The organism is Paenibacillus barengoltzii NBRC 101215 (assembly GCF_004000745.1).
Taxonomy (GTDB): domain Bacteria; phylum Bacillota; class Bacilli; order Paenibacillales; family Paenibacillaceae; genus Fontibacillus; species Fontibacillus barengoltzii.
The window spans coordinates 20,500-44,802 of sequence record NZ_BILV01000007.1; the positions used below are offsets into that span (position 1 = coordinate 20,500).

A 24,303-nucleotide genomic window follows, 5' to 3' on the forward strand; every position below is an offset into this window, starting at 1 on the left:
CAGGGCGGCTATTAGTCAGTCACCATGTCGTAATTTTCGGCCAAGTCGGCCGCGGTCAATACGATTAACGTGCCGTCATCAGCTTTGGCAATGTACTCGCCAACTTTGACGATAATCACGTTGTACGGTGTCCGGACAATCCGCATCTGCACCCCGGTCGATGTATATTCGACCGATACCGGCAAACCAACAAAGCCGATAATCTCCGTGATGCGCTCGTAGGTGTTTTCAAATTGTACAGCGTCGATAAACTTCTTCTCTCGATACCGCTGAATCATCGCTCCCCCTCCTTTCCGGACAAATTAAAAGCACCCTCGCATATCGGAGAGTGCTTATTAATAAATTTGGCTGCCGTCAAACTTCCAGCCGTATTCGGTTTGCAAGATGTCCTCGCCTGACTCCAGGCTCCTGTCAATTTTATCGATTAGCCCTTCGGTGGTCTCGTTGCTTGGAACCATCTCCAAAGGGACGATATCTCCAAACTGGTCAAAGTAGGCCTGCATCTTCGATTTCAACTTTTCCGTAACTTCAACCATCAGATCACCTCCAGTATTTTCTCAAATAAAGCAAATGACTTCGGCAAGTATTCGCGCATCAACTTCGCGCGTTTGCCCGTCGGGTCAAAGCTTGCTTCAAACATATGAGCAAAGGCTTCCTTTTCAAGCGCATTCGGAAGTTGTTCCCAGTATTTAATCGTATGGCCATATAGGCCGCGGATCCGGTGCCTCGTTGCGCCGCCATAAATATCCGAGATAGCCGAATGCAATGCGCCGTTCCCCTGAGATAGATCCAGAGAAATTTGAAGCTGTGCTTCTCTTAACTTCAGCCCTTTCGCTTTGGCGTAATTCTGCATATAATCCTGCACGTCTCGTAGAATCGCCTTCTTGAATTCACTCTTTGTTATTCCATCAAGATCAATATGCGAAACGCCGTCATACGTCGCCTTGCCCAATTTGCGTATAGCAGCCATGTTATCAACATAGTGGCCAAATTCATGGAAAAATGTTGCCGCAGGACCTCTTGGGTTCTTCAGATCCTCATCAAAGTCCATGTTGATGACTTGCTCCACAGGATTATAGTGCGCTCCGCCTTTGAACTGACTATCCTTAACTACATTATCTGAAACGTAATCAAGGTAAACACGCTGAGCCGTACTAGATCCGGCAGCAAACCGATCTTCAAGAGCTTTTTTGTAATCCGGATTTAGGCTCGGGATCTTGCCTATGAGCGACTCGAATTTCCCTTTAATTATAGCATCATCTGAGGATTCAACATACTGTTTTTTCCATTCCTCATAAGTGATGTTCCCAGGTACATAATAGACCTTCCCGTCCAGATCCCGCGCGATCCGCTCACCCAAGTCCTCGTCATCATCAAAATAGGCCACGGTTGTACTGCGACAATTCGCATGCAGCGGCGGCCAGTTGATTCCGACTTCCTTCTCAGACAGATCAAATATGCGGTCATCCATGCTCCGGCAAATCTCACTCGTGCGTAAATCAAGTGTAGCGAGGAATTGATACTGCTTAACCACTCCGCTCGCTTTGTAACCGTCATAGGTTCCTTCAGCGGCAATGTGGGCGCTTTCGGTGCGTACCAAGCGCGCGGCGTTCGACTTGGAAACCTCGAAGCGGTCGCGTAAGGTCTTGACTACCTTGTCTAGGCTATCCCCGCGGATAAATGCTTGCGACAAATTAGTCTGGATCTCCCTCGCCAACTTATCCCGATTACCCCATATTCGTTTACTGAAATTACTTCCGGCCCAATCGGTGTACAGGACTTTCTCAAGCTGCTTGTCATCCACCTTGGCGAATGTCGTTCCGAAACCCGTGCCCCGATGAATGTCAAAGAGGGTACGGTAGTACGAATCCGTATAATTGCCGCTCAGCAGCCCCCGAAAGCCCACTTGCTGCTTTCCCGTTAACATCTCTAACTCATGTTTAATCTGGGTCAGCAGCGCCTCATATCGGCTGATACGGGTCCGATAGTAGACGTTGTTTAGCTGTTGGGTCCACCGGCCATCTGCATTGTCCTTAGCCTTCTCGATAAACTCCTCCAACGTCATTTTAAACTCGGCCAGCTCGCCTTTTTCAAGCTGCTTCTTCGCCTCGGTCATCGAGACCTGATTTTCGCTAGCATACCGAGCGTAAAAGGCTTCAATGTCCCTGACGATGGTATTAACCGATTTGCGGTACTCCTTCGCAAGTTGGCTAATGTACAAGTCCGCTTTGGCATGCTCGGCGCGGGCGTTGATCTCAGCACGTTTACGCCAGTATTCAGCTGGTTTCATCGTCGACCTCGCCTCCGGTCAGCTCTGGGTACTGCTCCATGTCAGCCTCCCGCTCTTTCTCAATTTGCGCCTCCTCATCCTCGACACTCGTAACCCACGGATGGTTGGCCAAGATCGTACGATTGGAAATGACCCCCATACTATTCTTAGCGTTGGTAACGGCCTCGGTCTCGTTGATGGTGATGTCCCGGTTAAAAATAAACTCGACCGGTGTATTGGAATAATCCTTACCCGTCGAGTTATATATGTGCTGATCGATAAACCAAAGCAGCTGTTCAAGAGAGGCCTGGAATTCGGACTCCATGTCGTTTGCATCCAGGTCAAGATCCGCATACAGATGTTTGAGAGCGATCCCGCTCGGCGAATTGCCGAACCGTTCCGACTGCGTATCAACGCCGCGACCGAACTCATAAATGTCTTTTCGCAGCTGCTCGATGTGCGTCTTGTGCGCTTCGGTATCGATGTCAATGCTGATCGAATCGATGCCGCCTGTGCCATTCACGAAGGCCACACGGTAGATCGCCATATTTTTACGGAACTCCGACGCGCTCGTCCCGTCATAGTCCTTGACCACGTAAAGGCTGTTAGGCAGGTCCTCCAAGTTGTTGGCGTTGTCGCTGATCTTGTTGTCGTAGTCGTCCACCTGGCGCTTGATGATATCGATCAGCGGCTGCTCCTCGCCGTTGTACTTGAAACAAATAAACGGCACCCGCTCCCAGTTGTATGGCTGCTCCTCATCTGCGACCAACGAGAAATGAGCAGCAAAATCGACGAATCGGAAATCACCGGCCTCGCTTTCATACCGACGCACCCCGTCTTTGTTCCAGAACTCCACTTTGGTGATGATCTTTTTGTCTTTGGCCACGTAGACAATTTGATCGTAAACCCGGATCACCGCATCAAGCTCCGTATGAGCGGAATCACGCCACAGCGGGATGATCTCCTCACTTGGGATCAGCTGAAACGCCAGTTCCCCAGCCTCGTTATAGTAAACCTGCACCCACGCCTTGCCGCTGTTAATCGCATTTTTGCCGAGGTTCTTGAGCATCCGGCGAAATCCCTGGTCGAAGTAATTGTCAAGCTGCACCTGATAGCCGGCATCGTCTGTACGAGCCAAAAAAGGCTTGGACAGGAGATATCCGACCTTCTGATCCACCAGTTTCCGGACAAACCCGTGCGGGATCCGGTTGTCCGCCAGGTTATGCACCTGCGTCAGCTTACCGTCGGGGCCGATCGCCTTCCGCGTCCGGTTCAGGATGTCATTCTTGACCCGGTAATACGCTTGGCCAGTCAGCATTAGCTTGCGTTCATCGGAGCTCATCCAGGTCTTGACCTCTTCTTGGACGATCTCGTCAATGCTCATCGGAGCATTACGGTCCAGATTCTCAAGTATTTCATGTAAGGTGTTCATGGGCTCCTCCTTTCTCTTTACTCGAACGAAACACCACTTGGTTGCCGGATCTGCTCCATGGCATACCTTAGCGCGTCGATCGTATGGTTAAAATCATCAACCGGCTTGTTCAGGAATTTTCCCGCCTTGTTTTGATCCCAAACATAGCTGGATAACTCAATGCTGACATTCGGGCAGCGGAATTTATGAACAATGATTTCGTATTGCTGAAGGTACTGAATACCGACCTTGACACTGTCTCCGCCTTTCTCGGCCGCCCTAATCCGACCAATACCTAGGCTACGAATCTCGTCGATGGACTTAGGCTCCGAAGAATCGGCGATTATACGTTCTTTGGCGTACCCCTTGGACTTGATCATCGAAGCGATGTCGTTGTTCGTCATACCATGTTCATAGTGCTCATCAAAGATATAAAGCTTCTTCTCGTCCTTATTTACTAGGGCTGCCACCAGGGCTGTTGGGTCGTTGGTATACCCGAAATCTAGGCCGAATACCGCTCGGTAGCCAGGCAGCTTAGCGATCGCGCGATGATCGAAATCCTCCTCACGCCAATCCTCGAATATCGCTCCTTCGGCAATCCCCCAATTTCCTTCCCCTTCAACTCGGTAGCGTTTCGGTTTATATTCCCTCATCCACTCAAACCGTGCGCGATCATCGTCACCCAGGAACTCGTTACACCGATATGTCGTCGTCAGGGCTAACGTATCGGGATCCGGGTTGTCGAAAAAGCGGCTCTTTAACCAGTGCTTTTCATTCCAAGGGTTAAATGTCAGCGTCAATTGTTTGAAGTACCCATCTGGCATCTCGCCCCGAATCGACATATCCACTTTGTCAAAATCGTCCTCGTTCATGATCTGGTAGGCTTCCTCGAACCAGGCCCAACACAAATAGCCGGTGTCCACCGTGATAGAGGTGATCGACATCGGATCATCGAGGCCCCGGAACAATATCTTCTGTCCTGTAGGCTTGTATATAGCCTCCAAGGGGCTCTTTTTGAAGTTCCAGAGGTGCGCGACTCCCAGCCGATTAACAGCCCATTTAAGCTGTGCCCAGGTGCTGTCTTTGTGCGTGTTAAATGTCTTACGGAGAACGAGAGTATTCGCCAGCGGCATCTTCATCATGTTGTATGGGATCCATAATGCACTCGTGACACTCTTCTTGGATCCGCGACCACCCTTAACAACACGGTAACGACCTTTGAAACGCCAAAAGTCGGAATATCCCTTTCCGACGGTCTGCTGCAAGCTAATTTCTTTACTCATGCAGATCATCCCTAAACACAACGACTTCTGGATTCGATTCGTTGTTAATCTTCTCAACCTCGCCTTTAAGCTTCTTAATCCTCAGTTGCTGCTCCTCGGTAGCCATATCTGTTTTTAACAGCTCGTCATATTGCCGAATAAGGCTCTGCAGCGTCCCCATAGCCCGGCTCTGTGCCTGTAGGAAGGTCGCCTGCTTGTCCCAGGCTTGCTGCACTTCCCAGCGCTCACCAATGACGTTCCCACTCTTCTCCTCGACCCGCTCCACCGTCTTGTCGTCCCGATCCCGAACATACATGATCTGCTGAGCCCGTATGATGGCTGTGTACTGGATCATGATGTTATCCCAAACGATATCGAGCGGGGAGCGGGTCTGCAACTGCTCCATGATCTCCAAAGACTCAGGCGGCAGGTATTTTCGAAACAGACCGTGCTTAACCGCCTTACTGTTCCTAGGTGGTCCGCCTGGGCCGCCTCGGTTACCTACGGCGTTTTTGTTGCCCGGCGGGGCACCACCTTTATTTGTGTGCACCCTTTTCGATTTGTGTGCACCCTTTTTCCGATCCCAGCCATGCCGCTGCTTCCAGCTCTTCACAGTATTTAGGGATACGCCGTATTTATCGGCGATCTCTTTATATTTCATGCCGGACATATAATCCTGTTCGGCCAAAACGTGCGTCTCTGCCATCTACATCATCACCACCCCCGAGTTGTGTTGGTTTTACAAATTAAAAAGCACCCCGAAGGATGCCAAAGTCTACTACTTTTTTACTAGGCAAATACTACCAAATAGGTATAAAATATTCTTGTACTCGACATTACGCGAAGGGAGGGAGAACCTTGAACGATAAGTCGTACTTGATATCTTATGATTTAATTGCTCCGGGTCGAAACTATGATAAGTTATTTGAAGCCATCAAGGCTTATCCAAAATGGGCTAAACTTTTAGAGTCCGTTTGGGTCATCAAATCTTCACGATCCGCTGCTGAAGTCCGAGACAATTTACAAAACTATATCGACAAAAATGATAAACTGATTGTTATGAATTTGTCTCGTGAAGCCGCCTGGTACAACCTCCCAGATACAGTCACGAAATGGTTGCAAGAGAACTTGTGACAATATCATTTTGGCCGGTGCACTCGAAAGTGCCCGGCTTTTTGTTTTTAATTACTACAACCGTAGCCGGGCCTTCGATATTCATACCAGCAACCTCGGCATCAATATGACAAATACTACCTGCCGGTACTTCAAGGATTTCGATTTCGGCATCCTTCATTTTCTTTTCAACTCCTTTCAGGAAAATAAAATACCGGCACCCGAAGGCACCGGCAAGAAACAGGAGGAGGAACCAAAAAGGCGAATTAAATGCCCCAGGTGGATTCGAACCACCGATAGCATCGCCCATTCTGCCGTGAGTCGGAATTGAACCGACGCGATGCTACCCCATAGGGGGCTACGATTGGAGACGCGGCTGCCGAACGACCTTGATCATTGCCAGCCGCGTCTCGATACATTTTCACAATCCCAGTATATCAGGAAAAATCAATCTTTTTGTGCCTTCTTTGTGCCTTAATGCGGCTGCTGACTTTTCGAATCCAATCGTAGGAGTATCCTAACTTGTCAGCGATCTTATATAACGGCAGCCCTTCGACATCCCGCATATATGCGACCTGATACTCGACTCCCTGAAAATCCCGTATGTTCGCCTCGATCTTTTGCAGGATCAGCTTCTTGGCAGCCAATCGGTTTGATGTTTCCCCAATCTTCTCAACCACCGCGTCGTAATATTCCAACGCCTTATCCAGGGGGACGTGCACCGGCAGCGGATCGGAAGGAAGTTGGCCGGAAAAACATAGCTTCCTCGCCTCCTTCAGTTCTGCTTCCAGATCAATCAGTCGCAGTTCCAGGATCTCGATCTCATTGGTGATATCGTTATACGTTTTTACGAAGTCCATCAGTATCACCGTCCCTGTAAAACGCAGTAATGGCCGCGATCTGTTCGATCTCAATATAACTTAGACTAAACTTTTCTTTGTCACTGTTCGTCGTCCACTTCAATGACTTTATCCCACCTAAAGCGTCCTTTTTCATTTCGAATTCTTTGGTTGTAAACTCAACAACCTGTCCTGATTTAAGATAGATTCTCACATCAAACATATCCGTTCACCCCTCTCCTGAATCAAACACTTCCGTCTCTGTTGCCTCCACCGTCACCGCGTGGATCCCGTCCCACAGTTCCCTGATTTCCCTGGCTTTCGCCACGACAGCCGCTTTTTGTTTCAGAGTCAGAACGATGTCCATCGCTTCGCCGTAATGTCGCTCAGCCATGGCGTAGGCCCTGGTGTGAATCTCATTCTGGGCTGCCCAAAAGTCTTTAGGCTTTAGCCGCTTAAGCTCTTTGGCTGCTTTGCGTTTTTCAGCTCTGTTCATGTCCGGATCATCTCCCTTCAGCCTTGATCTTCTCGGCTCGGACTTTCAGGGCTTCCAAAAGTTTATCCTGTGTCGTTGCTTTGGCTTCGAGAGCAGCCATAACGTCCTCATCTGCACCGCCCTGGACAACCAGGTGGTGCAAAATGACCTTTTGTTTCTGACCTTGGCGATGCAGCCGACCGTTTGCCTGCTCGTATAGCTCCAGTGACCAGGTCAGGCCAAACCACACAACGTGATTGCCTCCATCTTGCAGGTTTAGTCCGTAGGCGGCGCTGGCCGGATGCGCAAGCAGGATATCGACTTTCCCGGAGTTCCAGTCCATTTGATCTTGTGGCGTTTTCAGATCCCGGACGCGAAGGCCTGTTTTCTCCAGCGCTTTTTTGATCCGATCACGATCGTGCTGATAGCTATAAAAGACCAGCGCCGGCTTACCGTTAAGCTGCTCGATCAACTCTAAGAAAGCCTCTATCTTGCAGTTATGGATTTCATGGACGTTTCGATCGCCGTCATACAACGCTCCGTTACAAAGCTGTAGCAGCTTACCTGTTAACACAGCTGCACTCGTTGCGGTGATCTCAGTTTCCTCGTCGATCTCCAACAGTAGTTCCTTCTCCATCTGCTTGTACTGTTTTTGTGCCTTGTCGTCCAAGACAACCGGAATCACATTCGTGATAGCGTCCGGCAGCTCCAGGTAATCCTCTGCTTTCATGCTGATGCAAAGGTCTGCGATCTTGCGTTGAATGACTTCGTCAGCTCCTGGCTTGGCGGTATACCCAAATCCGTTATAATTCCGCTCGAAATACTTTTCGCGATAGTGCGTGATCCGTTTTTCCAGCCGCTCTCCTTGATCCAGTAGATTGATCTGCGCCCACAGGTCAAGTAATCCGTTTGGTGCCGGCGTCCCGGTCAGACCGACGATCCGGCGAATGTGAGGCCGTACCCAGGTCAGCACCTTAAACCGCTTCGCCTGATGGTTTTTAAAGCTAGAGAGTTCATCCAGAACTACCATGTCAAACGGCCAAGCGTTCCGGTAATATTCCACCAGCCAAGCCACGTTGTCCCTATTGATGACCCAGATATCACCGGGCGTATTCAGTGCTCGGATCCGCTTCTGCTGGTTTCCCAGCACCGGAATAATCCGAAGATGCTGCAGATGCTGCCACTTGGCCGCCTCGTTGCTCCAGGTGGCCTCTGCCACTTTCTTCGGCGCCACCACCAAAGCCCGGCGGATAGCAAAACGGTTATACTTCAAATCATTGATAGCTGTAAGGGTGATGACGGTCTTGCCCAGGCCCATGTCCAAAAATAACCCTAGGGCCTCGTCAGCCAATAGCCGGTTAATGCAATACCGCTGATAATCATGCGGGACAAACTTCTTTTTCTCGCTCAATGCATCCATAAATCCATACACTCCTGGATCAAAGCATCTACTTGCTCCCGGCTATCGATCACCCGGACATCCTGCTGGTACGACTTGATTCGTTTATGCTGCGCCAGCTGCAGCGGTCGCGGTTTTTCTCCCGGGGCTTTCAGCTCAACGAATACGATACACCCCCCGGGAAAGAACACGATCCTGTCGGGCACTCCGCTGTTCCCAGGGGATGTCCACTTCGGGGCCCAACCTCCCACCGCTTTGACCCTCTCCCGCAAATAAGCTTCTATGTCTCGTTCTCTCACTTGACAAACCTCCTCAAGATGTGTTACGCGTGCGCGCCCGTACACGCGTAACTTTTTTATAAATTAGGCGGATTAGGCGTTATATATAAGTCCCTAAATTCTATATTCTCTTTGTTATTCTTATTTAGTTAATTAAGTGTCAACAGTGTCAATTAAGTAATGTAAATATAGATTTTATAAGGCCTATTGGCTTTGACACTTAAGTTGACACTGATGTTGTCACTTATCGGAACTGTCACATTGCCTTTGTTGCCACTTCTCAAAGTGTCACGCCCTGCTTGTCAACATTGTCAACTCGATTTCCGTTTAAATCCCCGCTGGAATTCATAAGGCCCAAACCTTCCTCGGTACTCTTCCCACCCGGGTATCGAGGCCAAAATACCATTTATCTCCCGGGTGTCCGTCTGCTTCATAAATTTAATGTCCGATCGGAAGCATTCACACCAAATCTCTGCGGCGCATATCCGGTCCCGGGGCCCTGCCTCCCCTTCATGGGGCTTCCCAAACTCTCCGCTCCAGTACATCAGTCTCGAAGGGATATCACGTTTTTGCCAGTCGTCCGGAACTGGCCGCTCTACGAATGCCCGGATGATCCCCTCTTTAGCGCTGCTTTCCCTGTGAGCCTCCTGCTGATGTTTGCTGAGCTCTTCAGCCTCTCCGGTCAAATATAGAGCCTCGCCAAGTTGCCAACGTACAAAGGCCTCCGCATAAATTTGGTCAACTTCGCACTCCAGATCCCGAAAGACGCTCTTTGTCGGCTTCAAGATCCCGACGTCCACCGGCCAAAAGCGCCGGTTCCCGGTCCGGTCTCGCAGGAATTCGCTGTCGTTCGTTGTCCCAAAGAATACACAGCGCCGTGGGTACGGCATGGTGCGCTTCCCGTAGGCTTCCCGGTAAATGTCCTCCGTCCGGCTGAGGAACTGCTTAACGGCGTTACTCTCGGATTTACTCATCCCCGTCAGCTCGCCGACCTCGTTGATCCAGATGCCCTGTATCATCTCACAGGCCTCTTTCCCTTCGAATGTCGTCAGGCTGTCGCTGTACCAGTTCTTTCCCAGCAGCCGCAGGAAGGTCGACTTCCCGAGCCCCTGCGGACCGGCCAAGATCGGCATATAGTCATATTTGATTCCGGGCTGCATGGCACGAGCGACAGCAGCCGTCAGCGATTTGCGGGCCACTGCCCGGGTGTAAACGTTGTCCTCTGCGCCTAGATAGTCTGTTAATACCGTATCAAGACGAGGCACTCCATCCCATTTCAGGCCTTCTAGGTATTGCCGCACGTCGTTGAAGCGGTTTTTATGGGAAACGAGCGTCAGGGCGTTATTGATTTTTGTCTCAACGGCAATACCATAAACTTTCTCAATGTAGTGATAAATGCCAGCGTCGTCGCTGGTACCCCATGGCCTCCGCTCTGTTCGTGCATCCCACGGGAGTGGGCCGAGCACAAGCCCCCGGTTTGCGAACTCATCAAAAGCGATTTTGCCCTTCAGCGCGGGATCATTCTCCAGTATGATCAGCACGTTGTCGACCGTTTTGAGGTACATGCCGTTGCTGTTGATCTCCAGTCGCTTCATCCAGTCCAGATCATCTGGCGGCACCAATGCCTCCGCCGCAGCGGCATCCTGGAACCCCGCGACGGCCTTTTCGTATCGCTCGGCCATCAGCAGCCCGGCAACCGCCTCCTGCTCCATCGCAAACGCCGTCATGGCTGCGTAGCTGGGGAGCTTATTCGTCGGCGTCCCGGGCTTCGCTTCGTCGTCCTGGTCGCCAAATTTATGCAGCCGGACCAGGTCAAAGGCATTGACAAGGCGACCGCTGCACGGATCCGTCGCATGGTGACTGTACAAAAATTGCCCGTCATCGTACACGATCGCGCCGCCCGTGGTCGAGCCGCCGACGTACGTATAACGGCCGCTGCCGTCATCAGTCGGGATGTAGATACCAGGAAGAAAAGTTTCCATGGCCCCATAGATGTCGTAGACTCGACAGAACGCGCCGACGACACCAGGCTTTGTTGTTGGGTCGCCTTGCTTCGCAGCCATCCGGACATGTGCCTGGTTGGTCCCGGGGACCTGCGGCCACTCCGCGATGTTGCGCCAGTCCGCATACATAGCAAGCACGCCATCAGCGGATAGGAACGGCTTATCCCCGTAAGTAAAGACGTATTGGCTATCGGCACAGCAGCTCGGCCAGTACATCAGGCGGGCCACCTGAAACGTCGTCGGGTCGCACAGCTCAATCCCGATGATTGCCGCAAGCTTGCGGGCTAGCGGCTCGTATTCGTCTGCTGTGACGGTCCGGTCGAGCGGCGCTAGTACCCGCAGCCGCGGCTTCGCCTCCTCGTGCTTGCGCGTCGAGTACACCGCGTAGGCGCAGCCCAGGGCGTCCAGCCGGCGCAGCACGTCCGCCGTACCGCCGGCAGGGATGTTGTCCAGGTCGAGTGTAATCACGTCGCGCCCGGTCACCGCCCCGGCCTTCCGCCGGCCGCCGGCGAGGGCCCCGGCGACGAATCCCCCGACGTCCTTAAGGTCGTCCTGCTGGCTCTTTGGCATCGCCAGGTACTGCGCCAGCGTCTCGGTGCCGCGTGTCGCCGTCCGCAGGCGCTCCACCAGCTCGGACCAGTAGATCATCTGCGGCTGCCAATTCGTGCTGTGCCGGCTGCCGGCGGCGGATATGGTTAGTTGTCTGTTAAATTGCATGACGCCTGCCTCCTGCGAATGAATTAGCTGTGTGCTCCACCAATCAGCCGGTCCAGATACCACCGCGCCTTTTTTAGATCCTCGACGCCGTTCTTCCATTTCCAACGCCAAAGGTATTTGATTGCCGCGCCCGTACTGTACGCCTCCGGCCCTTCAAGTCCGGACGTCGCCGCTTCGATCGCTTCGATGCACTCAATACTGCCACGCGTATAGTGCGGAGGATGATTAACGGGATCGCCCTCAATCGTCGCTGTGACGGGAGCTTTGATATCGGGCAGTTCAGCCTTCAGATCCTCAATCAACCGGAGAAGGGTTTCCTCTTGTTCTTTCCAGGATGCTTGGTTCGTTAGTAGTTGGTCACGCTCGCGGGTCAGCTTCTCCACTTCCCCGGTAAGCCGCTCGATCTCCCGTTCAGCTTTATTAAGCATCTCCACCTCAGCTGTTGGACGTGTAGCCGTATTTTTCTCCCGGAGCAGTTCCGGCTCGGGTTCCATTGGAGCGGGCTGTTTAGTTTGGTCAAGAAGAGCCTGCGCCTTTTCCGCCGTGATTCCTTTCAGCCCCCATTTTCTCACCCAGTTGTGGATCGTGTTGTATTTCATACCCCAAGCCCGTTCGATGCTGGATAAGGTTTCTCCCTTTGCTACTTGTTCAATCAGGATTTCCCTTGTCAGTCCGCATTTTGGTCCTTCTTTTATTGGTGCCATGAACTTAGCCTCCTTTGGCTTTTCTCGGTTTCGCAACTCCTGAGCTGCTATGCGAACCCCTACAGGTCGCTTCTCAGTTTTGTCCGGGGCTGGCAATGCCTGATATTTAGCCCTTTCTTCCGGTGTCATTGTGTAGCTGGTGTATACTTGCATGATCGCGCCACATTCACACTTGGTACGGTCCTTTGGCGGTTCTTTTATCTCGAATTTCTGGTTACATCGGGGGCATTGAGCGAAATGCTTCACGCTTTTCACCACCTTAATCCTTCATATAGAACTCAGTCGCAAACCCTGCAGCCTTTAGCGGTAGTCCCGGCGCCCATTCGATCGGCTGGGCCATCAAATCCAGCACGCGGTCCAGCTCCTCTCCCTTAGCGGACTCAACACCAATCTCGTCGTGTACGTGCAGTACCGTCTCATGCCCCGCCTGATCCGCGCGAAGCAGTGACTCAGCCAGACAGTCCCGGGCGATCGCCTGCACCACGTTCTCGACGAGCTTGCCCCCGTAGGTACTAACCTGTGTCCATTTGCCAGTCTTTTGATGGAGGCCCATGTAGTGCAAAGCCTGCTTGCCAAAATCATTTTGAGCGAGCGTCGGCTGCACATAGTAGAGTTTACGCCCGCTAGGAAGTTGGATCGTGAAGAAGTCTAGGCCGCTTTCGTAATGGCTTTCCCGCGCGAAGATAATTCCGCGAACACCGACCGGTTGCCCGGTTTCCATAACCTCAATTGCTGCAGCTTCAAAGCTGAACCACAGATCGACGATACGCCGGTTCGCGTTTCGCCACCGCATGACGATCTCTGGTAGGTCCTCTTCCTTCAAGCCCATGTCGAGGGCCCCCATTTTGATGAGCGCGGGAACAGCGCCTTGGTACCCCAGCGCCAACTCAGACACTTTGCCCTTTTGCCGCAGCTCACTGTCCTTCCCGATGGACTCAATCGGAACGCCGAACATCTGTGATGCTGATGCCTCGTATATCTTGCCATGGGAAGCGAAAACGTCGAGCCGCCATCGCTCCCCGGCCAACCAAGCAATGACGCGGGCCTCAATCGCGTTAAAGTCGGCCACAAGGAGCTGCTTACCCTCTGGCGCTACAAATGCGGTGCGAATGAGCTGCGAAAGCGTATCGGGCACACTTCCAAAAATCAGCTTGAGCATTTCGACCTTACGCTCACGGACAAGTTGCCGGGCAAGCTTCAGTAGCTCCAAAGCCATTTTGTTTTTGGTCAGGTTGTGAACCTGCACCAACCGTCCAGCCCATCGACCTGTCCGGTTCGCCCCGTAAAATTGGAGCAACCCGCGCACTCTGCCATCTTCACAAGCAACTGTCCGCATAGCCTGATACTTCTTAACGCTGGTCTTGCTGAGCTCCTGGCGAATCTCCAGCATACGTCGAGCCTTACCCACGTCCACCGTCTTAATCAAATTTGAGACGGTGTCCTTTCGTAAGTCCTCAACCTCCTCCCCGATCTCCTCAGTCAGCCATTTTTTGAGCTGCTGAACGGATTTCGGGTTATCAAGACCAGAGAGTTGCACCGCTTCTGTCATCAACTCCGAGGTGATCTGCTCGTCAACGGCCAATGCGCCCTCCACAAGCTCCAAATCACAAGCAATACCTCGTACATTGATCTTTTGATCAAGCTGCCAGAGCCGCCATTCCTTTTCAGGTACCGGGAATACAGACAGCCGCTTAAGGATCTCCATCTCAGCCACGACGTCACCGACACAGTATTGCTTGAATAGCTCCCACTTCTCCGGTTCGTGGTGCGGGAGTGTCCGGGTGCGACCCCCGTTTGCCTTGGTCGGCTTGCACGGCACGCAGAATGTGCGGATCAGCGCGCCGCCGATGCCCATCTTCTTCTTGTCCGACGGCAGGCCCAAGGCTTCCCCCAGAGCGGCCAATCCTGCTGGATAACCGAGATATAGACCGTGGATCTGAGTACAACGCCACTGCGCAAGCCAGCCTAGCGGATCGGCAACAGCGAAATGCTTACTCAAGCAGTACCATTCAAAAGCAGCGTTATAAGCGTGTTTCACTACCCAAGGATCAAACAAAGCCCTGCATACTTCCTCCGGTATGGTCTCTCCGCGCTTCAGATCGACGATCCGCACAGGTTGCCCATCCCAAGAGTAAGCGAATAGCAGTATTTCAAAGTCCGGAGACTGAACGTATTTATAAAGGCCTGATTTCTTGATATCTACGCTGCTGTAAGTTTCAAGGTCAATCGATAAATGCCCCATGGCAACCTCCCTTCTGAGAAAGAGAAAGGGGCTCTAAAAGAACCCCTCTGTCTACTCTTAGATGCCCCATACTCCGCCGTTGATTGGCTTGCCAGTAATAGGATCAATTGGTTGTGGCGGCTGAGCCGGAGGCTGCGGCGTAGCAAAGCCAGGTTGGCCGTAAGGCTGCGGCGCTTGACCATATCCCGCTTGCGGAGGTTGCTGATACGTCGGCGGAGCAACCGGCGGCTGTTGACCAAACTGTTGTGGCGGCGCGGCCTGCTCCCAACCCTGCGGTGCCGGCGCCGGGGCGTACCCTACGCCTCCACCATTTCCACCAAAAGCCTGCTCTGCCGTAACTCGACCGCCGAGCGGCTCTCCGTCGGCCAGCTTCTGTACCGGACCGAGTCCAGCACCGATCCCGCGGTTACCGCTGTTGGAAAACGGGAAGAAATTAATATTCACACGAGCATACATTCCGCTGTACACTTCGGATTGGTTAATGATAGGGTTAAGGTTCACGTCAACAATCGCCTGTTGCTGTTTACTGCTGGCCGTAAGTACCCAATGACCCTTGCACTCTGGCCCAAACGGCTCGCCGTTTTGTCGTACACCGTCACCATCCCAGATTGGCGTCTTCAACTGCGGAGGACGCGCACCGTTCCAAATACCGGCCACGCCCTTCTGGGCCGCCGCCTCGATAGCAGCGTTGATCCGCTGCATCGTTGCTACGTCAGATTTTGGGATCAAGATCGTTGTGCTGTACTTAGGTTCTTGCCCGGGTTTGTTCGCGTACGGTTGAAAGAGATGTACAAAGCTCAGTCTTACCTGCCCCGTCGTTACGTTTGTCGCTTCATTTGCCATTTGTCGTTTCTCCTTTTCACGTTTTGGATTTATTCAATCGGAGCGCTAAAAGCATCTTCCGGCTTAACTTGGTCGGTAATTGCCGGCCGTTTGTCTGATTCAGGCACCAACGTCGGAGCCCCCGACCGGTTGATAACGTGCCCTGGTTCTTCGAGCAGCTTCTTGTAGACCGGCTTGGATAGGGCTTTTTCAAGCTGAGGCGGAGTCAACGGCTTCCTCTCATACAGCACAGCTTCGTCAATACCGTTTTCCTTCAGGTGAGCGAAAGCAGCATCCAAGTCGGCATAATCTCGACTCCCCCGACCCTCGACGGCTTTCCACCCAGCGACCTGGCCACCCTTGAGTACTTCGGCAAGGGCCTGCTTCTTAAGATCGGTATACCAACTGACGATCCCTTCAGCCTGCCGGAGTACGTCGCCCACTTCATCCCACCCGATTAGCGGTGGCTTGAGCGGGGCTCTGCTACCGGCTTCCAGCATGTGCTCAACGCGGGCACGGCAGGTCGCCTTCGCCCGGCAGAAGCCGCAATGTTCGCCGATGGTATATTTCCCCTCACCCTTAAATGCCGCTTGGGCAATCGGCTTAATCGACTCGCCCCAGGCAAGCAGATCGGACGCCGACAATGTCCACTCGGAAGGTTGATCCCATACCTTTGGTTGCACGATTGCAAGGTGGACCGTTTCGATCGGGAACAGCAAGGAAAATTCTTTCACCGCCCCTAACGCGTAAAGTTTCATCTGAGGGTTGTTCTCCGCGCTCACCGGTACGCCTTGTCCGTTTTTGTAATCAATCACATGCAGATGGCCGCCCCCGATCACGATGCAGTCACTGGTACCGGAGCATTCCGGCACATAGTCGGAAATATCTACGCGGCGTTCGATCGCAACGAAAGGCGGCGAAGGGAACGCGTGAACCACCTTCTGGACGTATTCGAGATAGGCGTCAGTGTGATCGTCCATGATCGGCTCATACAGCTCATGAGCCTTGAACTTTTTCAGCGCTGTGTTGTAGCTCCGTGTCGGCATCTTATCCGTGAGCGCCTTCCGCAGCTTCAACTCGGCGATTTCGTGGGCCAACGTTCCGCGCTTTGCCGCTTCGCTCTCGGTATCCGGCAGCGTCTCTTCCAGGCGGGCGCTCGGCGTACAGTGGAGCCAGCGGTGGGCCCCGCTGGGAGACAGCAGGGCGTGAGCTCGCTCGGCGTGTGCGATTTCGATCATATCGACGCCCCCAAGCTCCGGAGGAACGTCGCAAACTCCCCGTATTTCTCTTTAGGAAGCTGAGTCAACGCGGAAACGCCATGTTGTTGCAGCCAGCCCACCAACTCTGGACCTCTACCAGCATCAACCAATGGCTGAGCAGCTACGCCAAGTTGTTCCATCGTATAGCTCGGGGCAGATGTCGGCACAGCTCCTGCCGGGAGCGCAGGTGGCGCGGTCGGGTTTGGCTGAGCAGTAGGCACGGTTGGAGCTGTATATCCTTGCTGCGGGGGGCGCGCCGATGCATTTTGCGGCGTGAACTGCTGTGGCTGTTGTGACACGGTTGCTGGCGCGGCAGGAGTGAGCGTAGAAACCTCAGTCGATGCCGGAATACGGGTGTCAGCCATGCCGAACATAGTGCTGGCTAGATCCTGCACAAGTTGTTTTGCATCAGCTGCCGTGGCAGCCTGCAGGGTGATTTGAATCGGTACGAGATTAGACATGTATGAGTCCTCCTATAAAATGAATTAGGCTTTAATACTGGCTTCAATCTTTTCGCTGTAGCGGGCGACCTGCTTGACGCATTTGGTGCAAATCGCCTTACCAAAGAAGTCGTGCATATGGCCCTCCACGTTCCCGCAAAGATAGCAACCAGGTTGATATTTGCGCAGGATGATCTTTTCACCGTCTACATAGATTTCGAGTGGATCACTTTCGGCGATCCCAAGCGTCCGGCGCAGCTCCATCGGGATGACCACACGGCCCAAATCGTCAATACGACGTACAATTCCGGTAGACTTCATTCCCCCGTACCTCCCCCATATTCATCTTCGATTGCCGACCAATTTCGAGCCACGGCGTATAGAGTTTCCTTAGATGCCCGTTCACGCTTTCGTGCCTCTTCCAGTAATTCCAAGTCGCAAAGACTGGTAACAGCATCTCGGATTAACCCATCGATAACATCAGGCCGAAGTGCATCTAGTTCCCAGCACTCGAATCCAAATTCTGAGATGTACCCGGTCGCACGACTGTCGGATAGCTTTGTGGGGTTTGGCGGTGGTTCGAATTCTTCGATTTGGTCATAATTAAGAGCGATCCGTTGAAAGTTGACTGTCACGCCGAACAACTCCAGCCGTTCCATGATGTCGCGGCTCATATCTTTACCACTTGGGTCATGATCACCAAGGTGAATAATATGGATATCCTTTTGCCCCTCGAAATCCTGTAGACGTTGCGCTGCTGACCACATTTCCGATTGAGAGACATATCCACGACAAGAAAAGTAAGGTACATCCAGCTCACTGCAGACCTGACCGACTATGCCGACTAAGGCGTCCTTTTCCACCCACACCTCGACATAATTGTCCTGATCAGCCCATTTATCGATGGCGTAGCTATAGGCAGCAGAGTGGATAATTGAGCCTGGAGAATCCCAATGGCTGTTTTCTCGTAGGTTGCGTGTCCGGTCCTCAATAGCTGACCAGTCAATTAAACCCGCCATCCGGCCGTCTGAAATGAGATTGCCGAGGTTTTTATAGGACCGCTCGCTGTTTGGAATGACGTCGCGAGCTACGAGCTGGTAATATACTTGCCGGAGGGTCAATGAGTAGCCCATTTGCTGATATTCAGAAATAATTCCGTTGACTTGCTCGATTAATCTAAGGCTCTCCGGTCGGAAGTTAATTTCCCGATAACAGATTTTCATTGCATAATCCTTTCCGGTCAGCTAAACTGACCTCAGAGAGATTGGTTTTGCAGCTTCCCGGGCTCCTACCCCGCGAGAGGCTGCTTTTCTTTTTCCCAGCGCTTTGCTGTCACGCTGGCGGCGTAGCGCAGACACACAAGGCGTTCATCCTTCGTCAGTTCCAACCATACCTGTCCGGTTACGTTCATGCCTTTCACCTCCTTTCAAGGATTTTTACGACGAATTTCGTCTGCTCGCTCAATCAGATCATCTAGTTTTGTGGCTATCTCTCGTGAGCGCGAATCATACTCCTCGTCCGAAATATCATCCGGCAAGGATTCAAGTTCTCTAAAAAGCCGCTCACGTTCTGCCGAGATTTGTGCGAGCATTTTCTTGGCCGTTGCTTTTAATCTGTAATCCCTGCGCCAATGCTGCGGGGTTTTGTCGCGGCGCGTGATACCGATTTCTCCGTAAATACTCATTTCTTTATCACTCCTTCGCTCTTTTTTCGAACTATGCACCAGACTTCTTCAGGCATACTTTGCACATGTGTTTTCGATCGGTACCCTTAGGCATATCAGTTTCAAAAAAATCTGTATCTTGAACGTACTTCCCACAAAGGGATTTATACCCTTCGAAAGCGTGGTATTTAGCCCAAGGATGCACCCAATCATGATCAGTCTTGTTACTTTGAATCACTGGTAACTGCCATTTGATATTTTGGGGATTCATGGTTCCTCCTTCGCTATTTGTGTCGACTAGGCAGGAAGATCATCGGTCCCATAAGACAAAAACCGGATTACCTTCGCCCGTTTCTTCGTGGGTAACGTCCTCAACCTCACTACCGATGAGGTTCGAGCCATCATAACTGGTATAATTGACAAACATAATCTCACGGTCACCGTATTGATCAACAAGATGCTGCAGCATTTCGACTAACTCAGATGCTTTCATGGTCTTCCTCCTCCCCATCATCATCCAACCGAACCCCAATCGTACATTTCTCAGGATGCTTTCTTGCCGCAAGCCTTCTTTTCGCCGTTGGCATCGTGAGCCAATAAATGTATTTTGGAGAGACACCAAGCTTTGCCGCGCATTCTTCTGCTGTGCCCAAGGCCAGCAAATCATCGCCCTTATACACTGCAAACTCCGGTTTTTCTTTCATGATCCTTCTCCCTCCCAGCGATTACCGTTTTGGCGCCAAGCTTTGCCACCAGACAGCGACCACTACATACCAGCTCATGGCCTACTTTATAAACCGGTTGGCCAAAGCGGATCTCCGAGCCACACGCCTCGTTGGCGCAGTAATCGACGATTTCTTTAGCGTCCTCCATGGTCATCCTCCTTTCCGTCATGAACCACTGATGATTGTGATCAAGAGACTCCCCCTCGTTCGTACTCATCGATCCAATCAGCTCGTGTGTACCAACGTCCGTCATTTTGAAAACCTTTGATTTTGCCGTTCGTAATCCACTTACGCGCGGTACGAACATTTACGTTGTACCGCTCAGCCAACTCTTTATCTGAGTAAACGCGAGGAATGTTGTCCTGAATCCCGTACTCTTTGTTGACTTGTTGAATAACGGCTTGTCGATCATAAGCATCAAGCGTATCCAGGATTACTTGCATAAGTCTGGTTGTTTGGTTTACAGGAGCCGCCATATTCCATTGGTTACCTCACTTTCGTTTTGGATTTGAGCGTTCACGACAAGAAGTAATCAACGGTCACGCCGAAATAATCCGCTAAAATTTTCAACTTATCTGTTTTGGGACGATACTTCCCTTTCTTCCAGTTTGTTAGCGTCGCCGTAGAAATCCCCGTATCCTTAGAAACTTGATAAGGGGTTTTCCCTGTCTGCTTTAACAGACCTAGGAATTTTTCGTACATGAATAAACACTCCTTCCTAAAAATGTATTGACTAGTAGCTAAGTTTTCTTATATAATCATAGCGTCACCTAAATTATAAAAGTTTTCTTAGCTACCCTTGATCAATAGCTCAGATTTCTAAGCTATGTTTGTATACTAGCATAGGTTTCTGACATAGTCAACGGGGTTTAGCTTAGTTTTCTATTTTATTTTTTTTAGCCAAACCCTTTGGAGGTTACTATGTACGAAATATTTGAAAGGCTGTTAGCGGAACACAATGTTACTGCGTATCGTGTAGCTAAAGAGACTGGCATAACTACAGCAACTTTCACAAGCTGGAAACAAGGAAAATACACTCCCAAACAAGATAAATTGCAGAAGATTGCAGATTACTTTGGGGTATCCATTGATTATTTAATGGGAAGAACTCAAGATCCCACTCCAATTAAGCTGAATAATGTAATTGAAAATGTAGAGATGGTCAAAATTCCGATTTACGGAGAGATTAGAGCCGGTTATAACAGCCTGGCGCAACAAGACATCATTGGATATGAAATCGTAGCGAAAGACAGCGTTGCTGACGGTGAGTACTTTTTTCTTATCGTTAAAGGAGATTCTATGATCGAAGAGGGAATTCGCGAGGGCATGCGGGTTTTAGTGCGAAAGCAACGTACATGTCAACACGGCAAAATAGGTGTTGTAGTTGTAAACGGTGATGAGGGGACTTTGAAACGAGTTTATTACGAAGATGACAATGTCATCCTGCAGGCTGCTAACCGAAATATTCCTCCTAGGGTATATCCAATCGATGAGGTTATGATCCAGGGACAGGTAACGCAGGTGATTTTCGATGTATAACATTGGAATCATCTACGACTATAACGAAAATGGATCTTGGCCAGCCTGGATGATCGTAAAGCCCGAATCGGGTGAGTTTGACTGGAAACAAGAAACTATCTACTTACCACTGCATCCCCCATTCCAGCGTATATACCGAGAGGATTTAGACGAGTCTGATTTTGGACTGGCTATCGTACAAACAGAGCTTGTAGTAAGTACAGAACGACCTGACCAGATTGGTATTTTCTTACCTCGAGTAAAGGAGAGAATTAGAAAGATCCGCGGTGAAGAGTTTACCCCCTTCTTTCATATGAGCGATATCCGGCATTTTGTACTACAGATGGCCGACATAGAGATTGTAATGCAAATGAACCTAGCCTCAATTATGGATTTCAGATAATACCCTGCGCTTTCCGGCCGCAAGGCCGTTCACTATATACTAAAAACCGAACATACATTCCGTTTAAGGTGGTGAATGTAAGTGCCTAGAAGAAAGAAAGAGGAGTTACCTCCTAATGTCCGTAAGCGCGGCAAGGGTTACACTTATCGCTATGAAGTACCGGTTACGAAACCAGACGGGACGAAGGGAAGAAAACAAAAGGAGACCAAGCAGTACCCAACTCCGTTAGAGGCTTATCAAGCGGGTGTGATCATCGAAGCGAAGCTGCTCGAAGGACTTTATGTTGATGAGCAAAACATTCTGTTCATTGATTGGGCAAAGCAGGCAATCGAGCTGTATGCCGCAGAGAAGGAGCTCAAACCCGGTACTATCGAAGGTAAGTATGCACACTTGAAACAAGCTAAAGAAGCCTTCGCCGGTGTAAAGCTGAAGGACATTACGCCTTTACAGGTTCAAAATTTTTTCCTTTCTCTTCGCGACAAGTACAAACTCGGGCAAAGCGCTATAAACGGCATCTATTCAACGATTTGCATGATATTCCAGCTCGCTAAGAGAATGCAAGTGATTGCTATTGACCCTACTGCAGAATCGGTTAAGCCGGCCGTTAAGCAGTCATTCGACGATCTAGAGGAATTAGCAGTCTCCGGTGATTTGCCAGATTATCTTGAAAAAGGGCAACTCGTCGAATTACTCAAAGCTATTAAAGCTCTGGCCGCATCAGAAAAAGACCCTAAATTAGCCTTCGGAATGCGTCAGCTCTACCGGATCGTCTTTGTGCTGTCCTATACCGGCTTGCGGATCGGCGAGCTGTGTGCGCTGGAAGATGCAAGGGTTGATACTACCAAGCGGACAATGCGAATCATTGCTAACCTGTACATCCCTAAGGGAGGTATACGAAAGTATGAGTTAGTTACACCAAAAAATAAGCCGTCGATCCGGACTGTTGATTTCAGCGATACGGTCTCGACTGTAATTGAAAACCAAAGGACCGATCTTAAGTCGTTCAGGTTGCTTTGCGGCCCTAAATTTCATCAGGACCCAAATCGAAGATTTTTATTTGTAAGTTACAAAGACTACCCTGGATACCCACTGCACCCTGCTACCGTAGAGTATACCTTGAAGAACGTTCTTACTGCTGCGGGGTTGCCAACGACGATCACACCACATAGCTTGAGACACACCTTTACGAGTCTGAGCGCCGAAGCCGGCGCATCGTTGGAGGATATCCAAAAGCAACTCGGACATGCTACGGATGAGATGACAAAACGAGTTTATTATCATGTTACAGAAGCACGCCGTCGGGCTAATGTCGAAAAGCTCGACAACCTCATGCAAGACCTCATATCCACAATAAGTTAGCCCTTTTGTGGGCAAATTGTGGGCAAAACCTCGAATGCACCGCGTCATTATCGCGCTTTTCTATATCTTACTTTGTCTAGTAAACTAACAAAGTTATTGATTTTACCTGGGACGTTTATGTTATGATGCGTATAGACACAATATTGCCATGCTAACAAGCTTGGGTATAACGAGGGAGTTTACATGAAAATCACAGGCGACCAACAGCTGATCAAAAAAATGAATAAAACGATCGTCCTGGATACGATTCGTCAGCGTCAACCCTTGTCTCGTGCGGATATCTCCGCTGCGATTGGCTTGAACAAGGCGACCGTATCGTCCCTCGTCTCCGAGTTGATCGACAGTCATCTGGTTACCGAGATCGGCCCCGGCGAATCCAGCGGCGGGCGCAAGCCGACCTTACTGCTCTTTAACCGCAATGCCGGATATGCCATTGGCATCGACATCCGCGTCAATGATTTACTGGCCGTGCTGGTTGATCTGGAGGGCCACGTGCTTCAGGAAAAATTGGTGCCGCTTCGCGACTTCAGTCCGGAGCACGTACTGGATCAGATTCGTCAGACTATCCATGAGTTTCGCCAGCAATTACCCGAATCCCCGTATGGGATCGTGGGGATCGGCATTGGCGTACCCGGGCTCGTCGACGACAAGAGCCGGGTGATCTCCGCACCCAACCTGGACTGGAACAAGGTTGAATTATTAGAACCGCTGGCCTCCGAATTCGGGGCCAATCTTCATATTGATAACGAGGCCAACGCCGGCGCGATAGGCGAGAAGCTCTTTGGGGCCGGACGCGAGGCCCAAAACTTGATCTACCTCAGCATCGGGATCGGCATCGGTTCCGGCATTATCGTTGGCGGCGAACTGTACCGCGGCACGTCGAATTTCTCCGGCGAAGTTGGTCATATGACCGTCGCCGAGAACGGCCCGCTCTGCCGCTGCGGCAACCGCGGCTGCTGGGAAACGCTCGCCTCGGAGAAGGCGTTGCTTGACCGAGCCGCCAAGGTGTGGGGAGAACAGCACCCCGACCTGGAGGAGATGCTTCAACTGGCCCGCGGCGGTGACTCCCGGGCGACCCAGCTCCTGAATGAAATCGGCGCCCAGCTTGGCGTTGGACTCGCCAATTTGGTCAACATCCTCAATCCGGAGCTGATCGTCATCGGCAACCGTCTGTCGCTAGCCGGGGACCTCATTGAGGATGCGATGCTGCGCACCATCGAAAACCGCAGCTTGTCTTATCACCGGAAGAAATCCGCAGTAGCTTTCGCCAACTTAGGCATCCGATCGACCGCACTCGGCGCCGCCTCCATGCCGATTACTGCGTTCCTCAGCGAACCGGATTCCGTTCCTGTGCAAGTCAGCGGCTCGACAGCCGGCCTTTGATCCAAAAAGAATAACCCGC

Annotated in this window: 31 protein-coding genes; 5 read left to right on the plus strand and 26 right to left on the minus strand. The window is 51.3% G+C overall.

Annotated elements, in window-relative coordinates:
- Nucleotides 1–11 precede the first annotated feature (11 nt).
- The 6 genes from PBA01S_RS02675 to terS are packed head-to-tail and all read right to left on the minus strand — an operon-like array spanning nt 12 to nt 5,648.
- Nucleotides 12–278: a hypothetical protein gene (locus PBA01S_RS02675; RefSeq protein WP_127575266.1), complete on the minus strand. Its 267-nt coding sequence runs from the start codon at nt 276–278 to the stop codon at nt 12–14.
- Nucleotides 279–335: 57 nt separating this feature from the next.
- Nucleotides 336–536 carry a hypothetical protein gene (locus PBA01S_RS02680; RefSeq protein WP_127575267.1) on the minus strand — a complete coding sequence of 67 codons (201 nt, stop codon included), beginning with the start codon at nt 534–536 and terminating at the stop codon, nt 336–338.
- Entirely contained in the window at nt 536–2,290 is a 1,755-nt protein-coding gene (locus tag PBA01S_RS02685) for a minor capsid protein (RefSeq protein ID WP_127575268.1), read from the minus strand. The genes PBA01S_RS02680 and PBA01S_RS02685 overlap by 1 nt, the downstream gene beginning before the upstream one ends.
- Nucleotides 2,277–3,701, minus strand: coding sequence for a phage portal protein (locus tag PBA01S_RS02690; protein WP_127575269.1), 1,425 nt, complete (start codon nt 3,699–3,701; stop codon nt 2,277–2,279). Before PBA01S_RS02690 ends, PBA01S_RS02685 begins: the two co-directional genes overlap by 14 nt.
- 17 nt (nt 3,702–3,718) lie before the next feature.
- Nucleotides 3,719–4,963 carry a PBSX family phage terminase large subunit gene (locus PBA01S_RS02695; protein ID WP_068786628.1) on the minus strand — a complete coding sequence of 415 codons (1,245 nt, stop codon included), beginning with the start codon at nt 4,961–4,963 and terminating at the stop codon, nt 3,719–3,721.
- Nucleotides 4,956–5,648 carry a phage terminase small subunit gene (gene terS / locus PBA01S_RS02700; RefSeq protein WP_127575270.1) on the minus strand — a complete coding sequence of 231 codons (693 nt, stop codon included), beginning with the start codon at nt 5,646–5,648 and terminating at the stop codon, nt 4,956–4,958. Before terS ends, PBA01S_RS02695 begins: the two co-directional genes overlap by 8 nt.
- A 152-nt stretch (nt 5,649–5,800) precedes the next feature.
- Here terS and PBA01S_RS02705 point away from each other — a divergent pair, with 152 nt between their 5' ends.
- Nucleotides 5,801–6,076: a CRISPR-associated protein Cas2 gene (locus PBA01S_RS02705; protein WP_127575271.1), complete on the plus strand. Its 276-nt coding sequence runs from the start codon at nt 5,801–5,803 to the stop codon at nt 6,074–6,076.
- Here the strand turns inward: PBA01S_RS02705 and PBA01S_RS02710 are convergent.
- From PBA01S_RS02710 to PBA01S_RS02800, 20 genes are all read right to left on the minus strand, one after another.
- Nucleotides 6,048–6,365, minus strand: a complete 318-nt coding sequence (locus PBA01S_RS02710; protein WP_127575272.1) for a hypothetical protein — start codon at nt 6,363–6,365, stop codon at nt 6,048–6,050. The genes PBA01S_RS02705 and PBA01S_RS02710 overlap by 29 nt on opposite strands.
- Before the next feature lie 127 nt (nt 6,366–6,492).
- Complete coding sequence (locus PBA01S_RS02715) at nt 6,493–6,915, minus strand: hypothetical protein (RefSeq protein WP_127575273.1); 423 nt, start codon at nt 6,913–6,915, stop codon at nt 6,493–6,495.
- Between the two features lie 208 nt (nt 6,916–7,123).
- The gene (locus PBA01S_RS02720; RefSeq protein ID WP_127575274.1) at nt 7,124–7,390 is read right to left on the minus strand and encodes a hypothetical protein; all 267 of its coding nucleotides are present in this window, start codon (nt 7,388–7,390) and stop codon (nt 7,124–7,126) included.
- 7 nt (nt 7,391–7,397) lie between these two features.
- The gene (locus PBA01S_RS02725) at nt 7,398–8,789 is read right to left on the minus strand and encodes a DEAD/DEAH box helicase (protein WP_127575275.1); all 1,392 of its coding nucleotides are present in this window, start codon (nt 8,787–8,789) and stop codon (nt 7,398–7,400) included.
- Nucleotides 8,777–9,067: a PDDEXK family nuclease gene (locus tag PBA01S_RS02730; protein ID WP_068786635.1), complete on the minus strand. Its 291-nt coding sequence runs from the start codon at nt 9,065–9,067 to the stop codon at nt 8,777–8,779. The genes PBA01S_RS02725 and PBA01S_RS02730 overlap by 13 nt, the downstream gene beginning before the upstream one ends.
- Before the next feature lie 290 nt (nt 9,068–9,357).
- The gene (locus PBA01S_RS02735) at nt 9,358–11,766 is read right to left on the minus strand and encodes a virulence-associated E family protein (protein WP_127575276.1); all 2,409 of its coding nucleotides are present in this window, start codon (nt 11,764–11,766) and stop codon (nt 9,358–9,360) included.
- Between the two features lie 23 nt (nt 11,767–11,789).
- Nucleotides 11,790–12,470 (minus strand): DUF3310 domain-containing protein, encoded by a 681-nt coding sequence (locus PBA01S_RS23025; protein ID WP_255315272.1) that lies wholly within the window; start codon nt 12,468–12,470, stop codon nt 11,790–11,792.
- Between the two features lie 259 nt (nt 12,471–12,729).
- Entirely contained in the window at nt 12,730–14,712 is a 1,983-nt protein-coding gene (locus PBA01S_RS02745; RefSeq protein WP_127575277.1) for a DNA polymerase, read from the minus strand.
- Between the two features lie 57 nt (nt 14,713–14,769).
- Nucleotides 14,770–15,555: a DUF2815 family protein gene (locus PBA01S_RS02750; protein ID WP_127575278.1), complete on the minus strand. Its 786-nt coding sequence runs from the start codon at nt 15,553–15,555 to the stop codon at nt 14,770–14,772.
- A gap of 29 nt (nt 15,556–15,584) precedes the next feature.
- Nucleotides 15,585–16,772 (minus strand): DUF2800 domain-containing protein, encoded by a 1,188-nt coding sequence (locus PBA01S_RS02755; protein WP_127575279.1) that lies wholly within the window; start codon nt 16,770–16,772, stop codon nt 15,585–15,587.
- The gene (locus tag PBA01S_RS02760) at nt 16,769–17,254 is read right to left on the minus strand and encodes a hypothetical protein (RefSeq protein ID WP_127575280.1); all 486 of its coding nucleotides are present in this window, start codon (nt 17,252–17,254) and stop codon (nt 16,769–16,771) included. The genes PBA01S_RS02755 and PBA01S_RS02760 overlap by 4 nt, the downstream gene beginning before the upstream one ends.
- Nucleotides 17,255–17,278: 24 nt before the next feature.
- Nucleotides 17,279–17,554, minus strand: coding sequence for an AbrB/MazE/SpoVT family DNA-binding domain-containing protein (locus PBA01S_RS02765; protein ID WP_127575281.1), 276 nt, complete (start codon nt 17,552–17,554; stop codon nt 17,279–17,281).
- Nucleotides 17,551–18,456, minus strand: coding sequence for a hypothetical protein (locus PBA01S_RS02770; RefSeq protein ID WP_127575282.1), 906 nt, complete (start codon nt 18,454–18,456; stop codon nt 17,551–17,553). The genes PBA01S_RS02765 and PBA01S_RS02770 overlap by 4 nt, the downstream gene beginning before the upstream one ends.
- A 65-nt stretch (nt 18,457–18,521) precedes the next feature.
- Nucleotides 18,522–18,644 (minus strand): hypothetical protein, encoded by a 123-nt coding sequence (locus PBA01S_RS23030; protein ID WP_255315273.1) that lies wholly within the window; start codon nt 18,642–18,644, stop codon nt 18,522–18,524.
- Between the two features lie 15 nt (nt 18,645–18,659).
- Entirely contained in the window at nt 18,660–18,917 is a 258-nt protein-coding gene (locus PBA01S_RS02775) for a hypothetical protein (protein WP_127575283.1), read from the minus strand.
- A 289-nt stretch (nt 18,918–19,206) separates the two neighbouring features.
- Nucleotides 19,207–19,389 (minus strand): hypothetical protein, encoded by a 183-nt coding sequence (locus tag PBA01S_RS02780; protein WP_127575284.1) that lies wholly within the window; start codon nt 19,387–19,389, stop codon nt 19,207–19,209.
- Nucleotides 19,376–19,600, minus strand: coding sequence for a hypothetical protein (locus PBA01S_RS02785; RefSeq protein ID WP_127575285.1), 225 nt, complete (start codon nt 19,598–19,600; stop codon nt 19,376–19,378). The genes PBA01S_RS02780 and PBA01S_RS02785 overlap by 14 nt, the downstream gene beginning before the upstream one ends.
- Complete coding sequence (locus PBA01S_RS02790; protein WP_255315274.1) at nt 19,569–19,769, minus strand: hypothetical protein; 201 nt, start codon at nt 19,767–19,769, stop codon at nt 19,569–19,571. Before PBA01S_RS02790 ends, PBA01S_RS02785 begins: the two co-directional genes overlap by 32 nt.
- Before the next feature lie 40 nt (nt 19,770–19,809).
- Complete coding sequence (locus tag PBA01S_RS02795; RefSeq protein WP_164744069.1) at nt 19,810–20,064, minus strand: helix-turn-helix domain-containing protein; 255 nt, start codon at nt 20,062–20,064, stop codon at nt 19,810–19,812.
- Nucleotides 20,065–20,137: 73 nt separating this feature from the next.
- Entirely contained in the window at nt 20,138–20,323 is a 186-nt protein-coding gene (locus PBA01S_RS02800) for a helix-turn-helix domain-containing protein (RefSeq protein ID WP_127575287.1), read from the minus strand.
- A gap of 219 nt (nt 20,324–20,542) precedes the next feature.
- Between PBA01S_RS02800 and PBA01S_RS22665 the strand changes: the two genes are divergently transcribed.
- The 4 genes from PBA01S_RS22665 (at nt 20,543) to PBA01S_RS02820 (ending at nt 24,284) form a co-directional block, all read left to right on the plus strand.
- On the plus strand, nt 20,543–21,160 hold the full coding sequence (locus tag PBA01S_RS22665) for a helix-turn-helix domain-containing protein (RefSeq protein WP_164744070.1): 618 nt from the start codon (nt 20,543–20,545) through the stop codon (nt 21,158–21,160).
- Nucleotides 21,153–21,542, plus strand: coding sequence for a hypothetical protein (locus tag PBA01S_RS02810; RefSeq protein ID WP_127575288.1), 390 nt, complete (start codon nt 21,153–21,155; stop codon nt 21,540–21,542). The genes PBA01S_RS22665 and PBA01S_RS02810 overlap by 8 nt, the downstream gene beginning before the upstream one ends.
- An 81-nt stretch (nt 21,543–21,623) precedes the next feature.
- Nucleotides 21,624–22,901 (plus strand): tyrosine-type recombinase/integrase, encoded by a 1,278-nt coding sequence (locus PBA01S_RS02815; protein ID WP_127575289.1) that lies wholly within the window; start codon nt 21,624–21,626, stop codon nt 22,899–22,901.
- A 183-nt stretch (nt 22,902–23,084) separates the two neighbouring features.
- Nucleotides 23,085–24,284 (plus strand): ROK family protein, encoded by a 1,200-nt coding sequence (locus PBA01S_RS02820; RefSeq protein WP_028537508.1) that lies wholly within the window; start codon nt 23,085–23,087, stop codon nt 24,282–24,284.
- Nucleotides 24,285–24,303 lie beyond the last annotated feature (19 nt).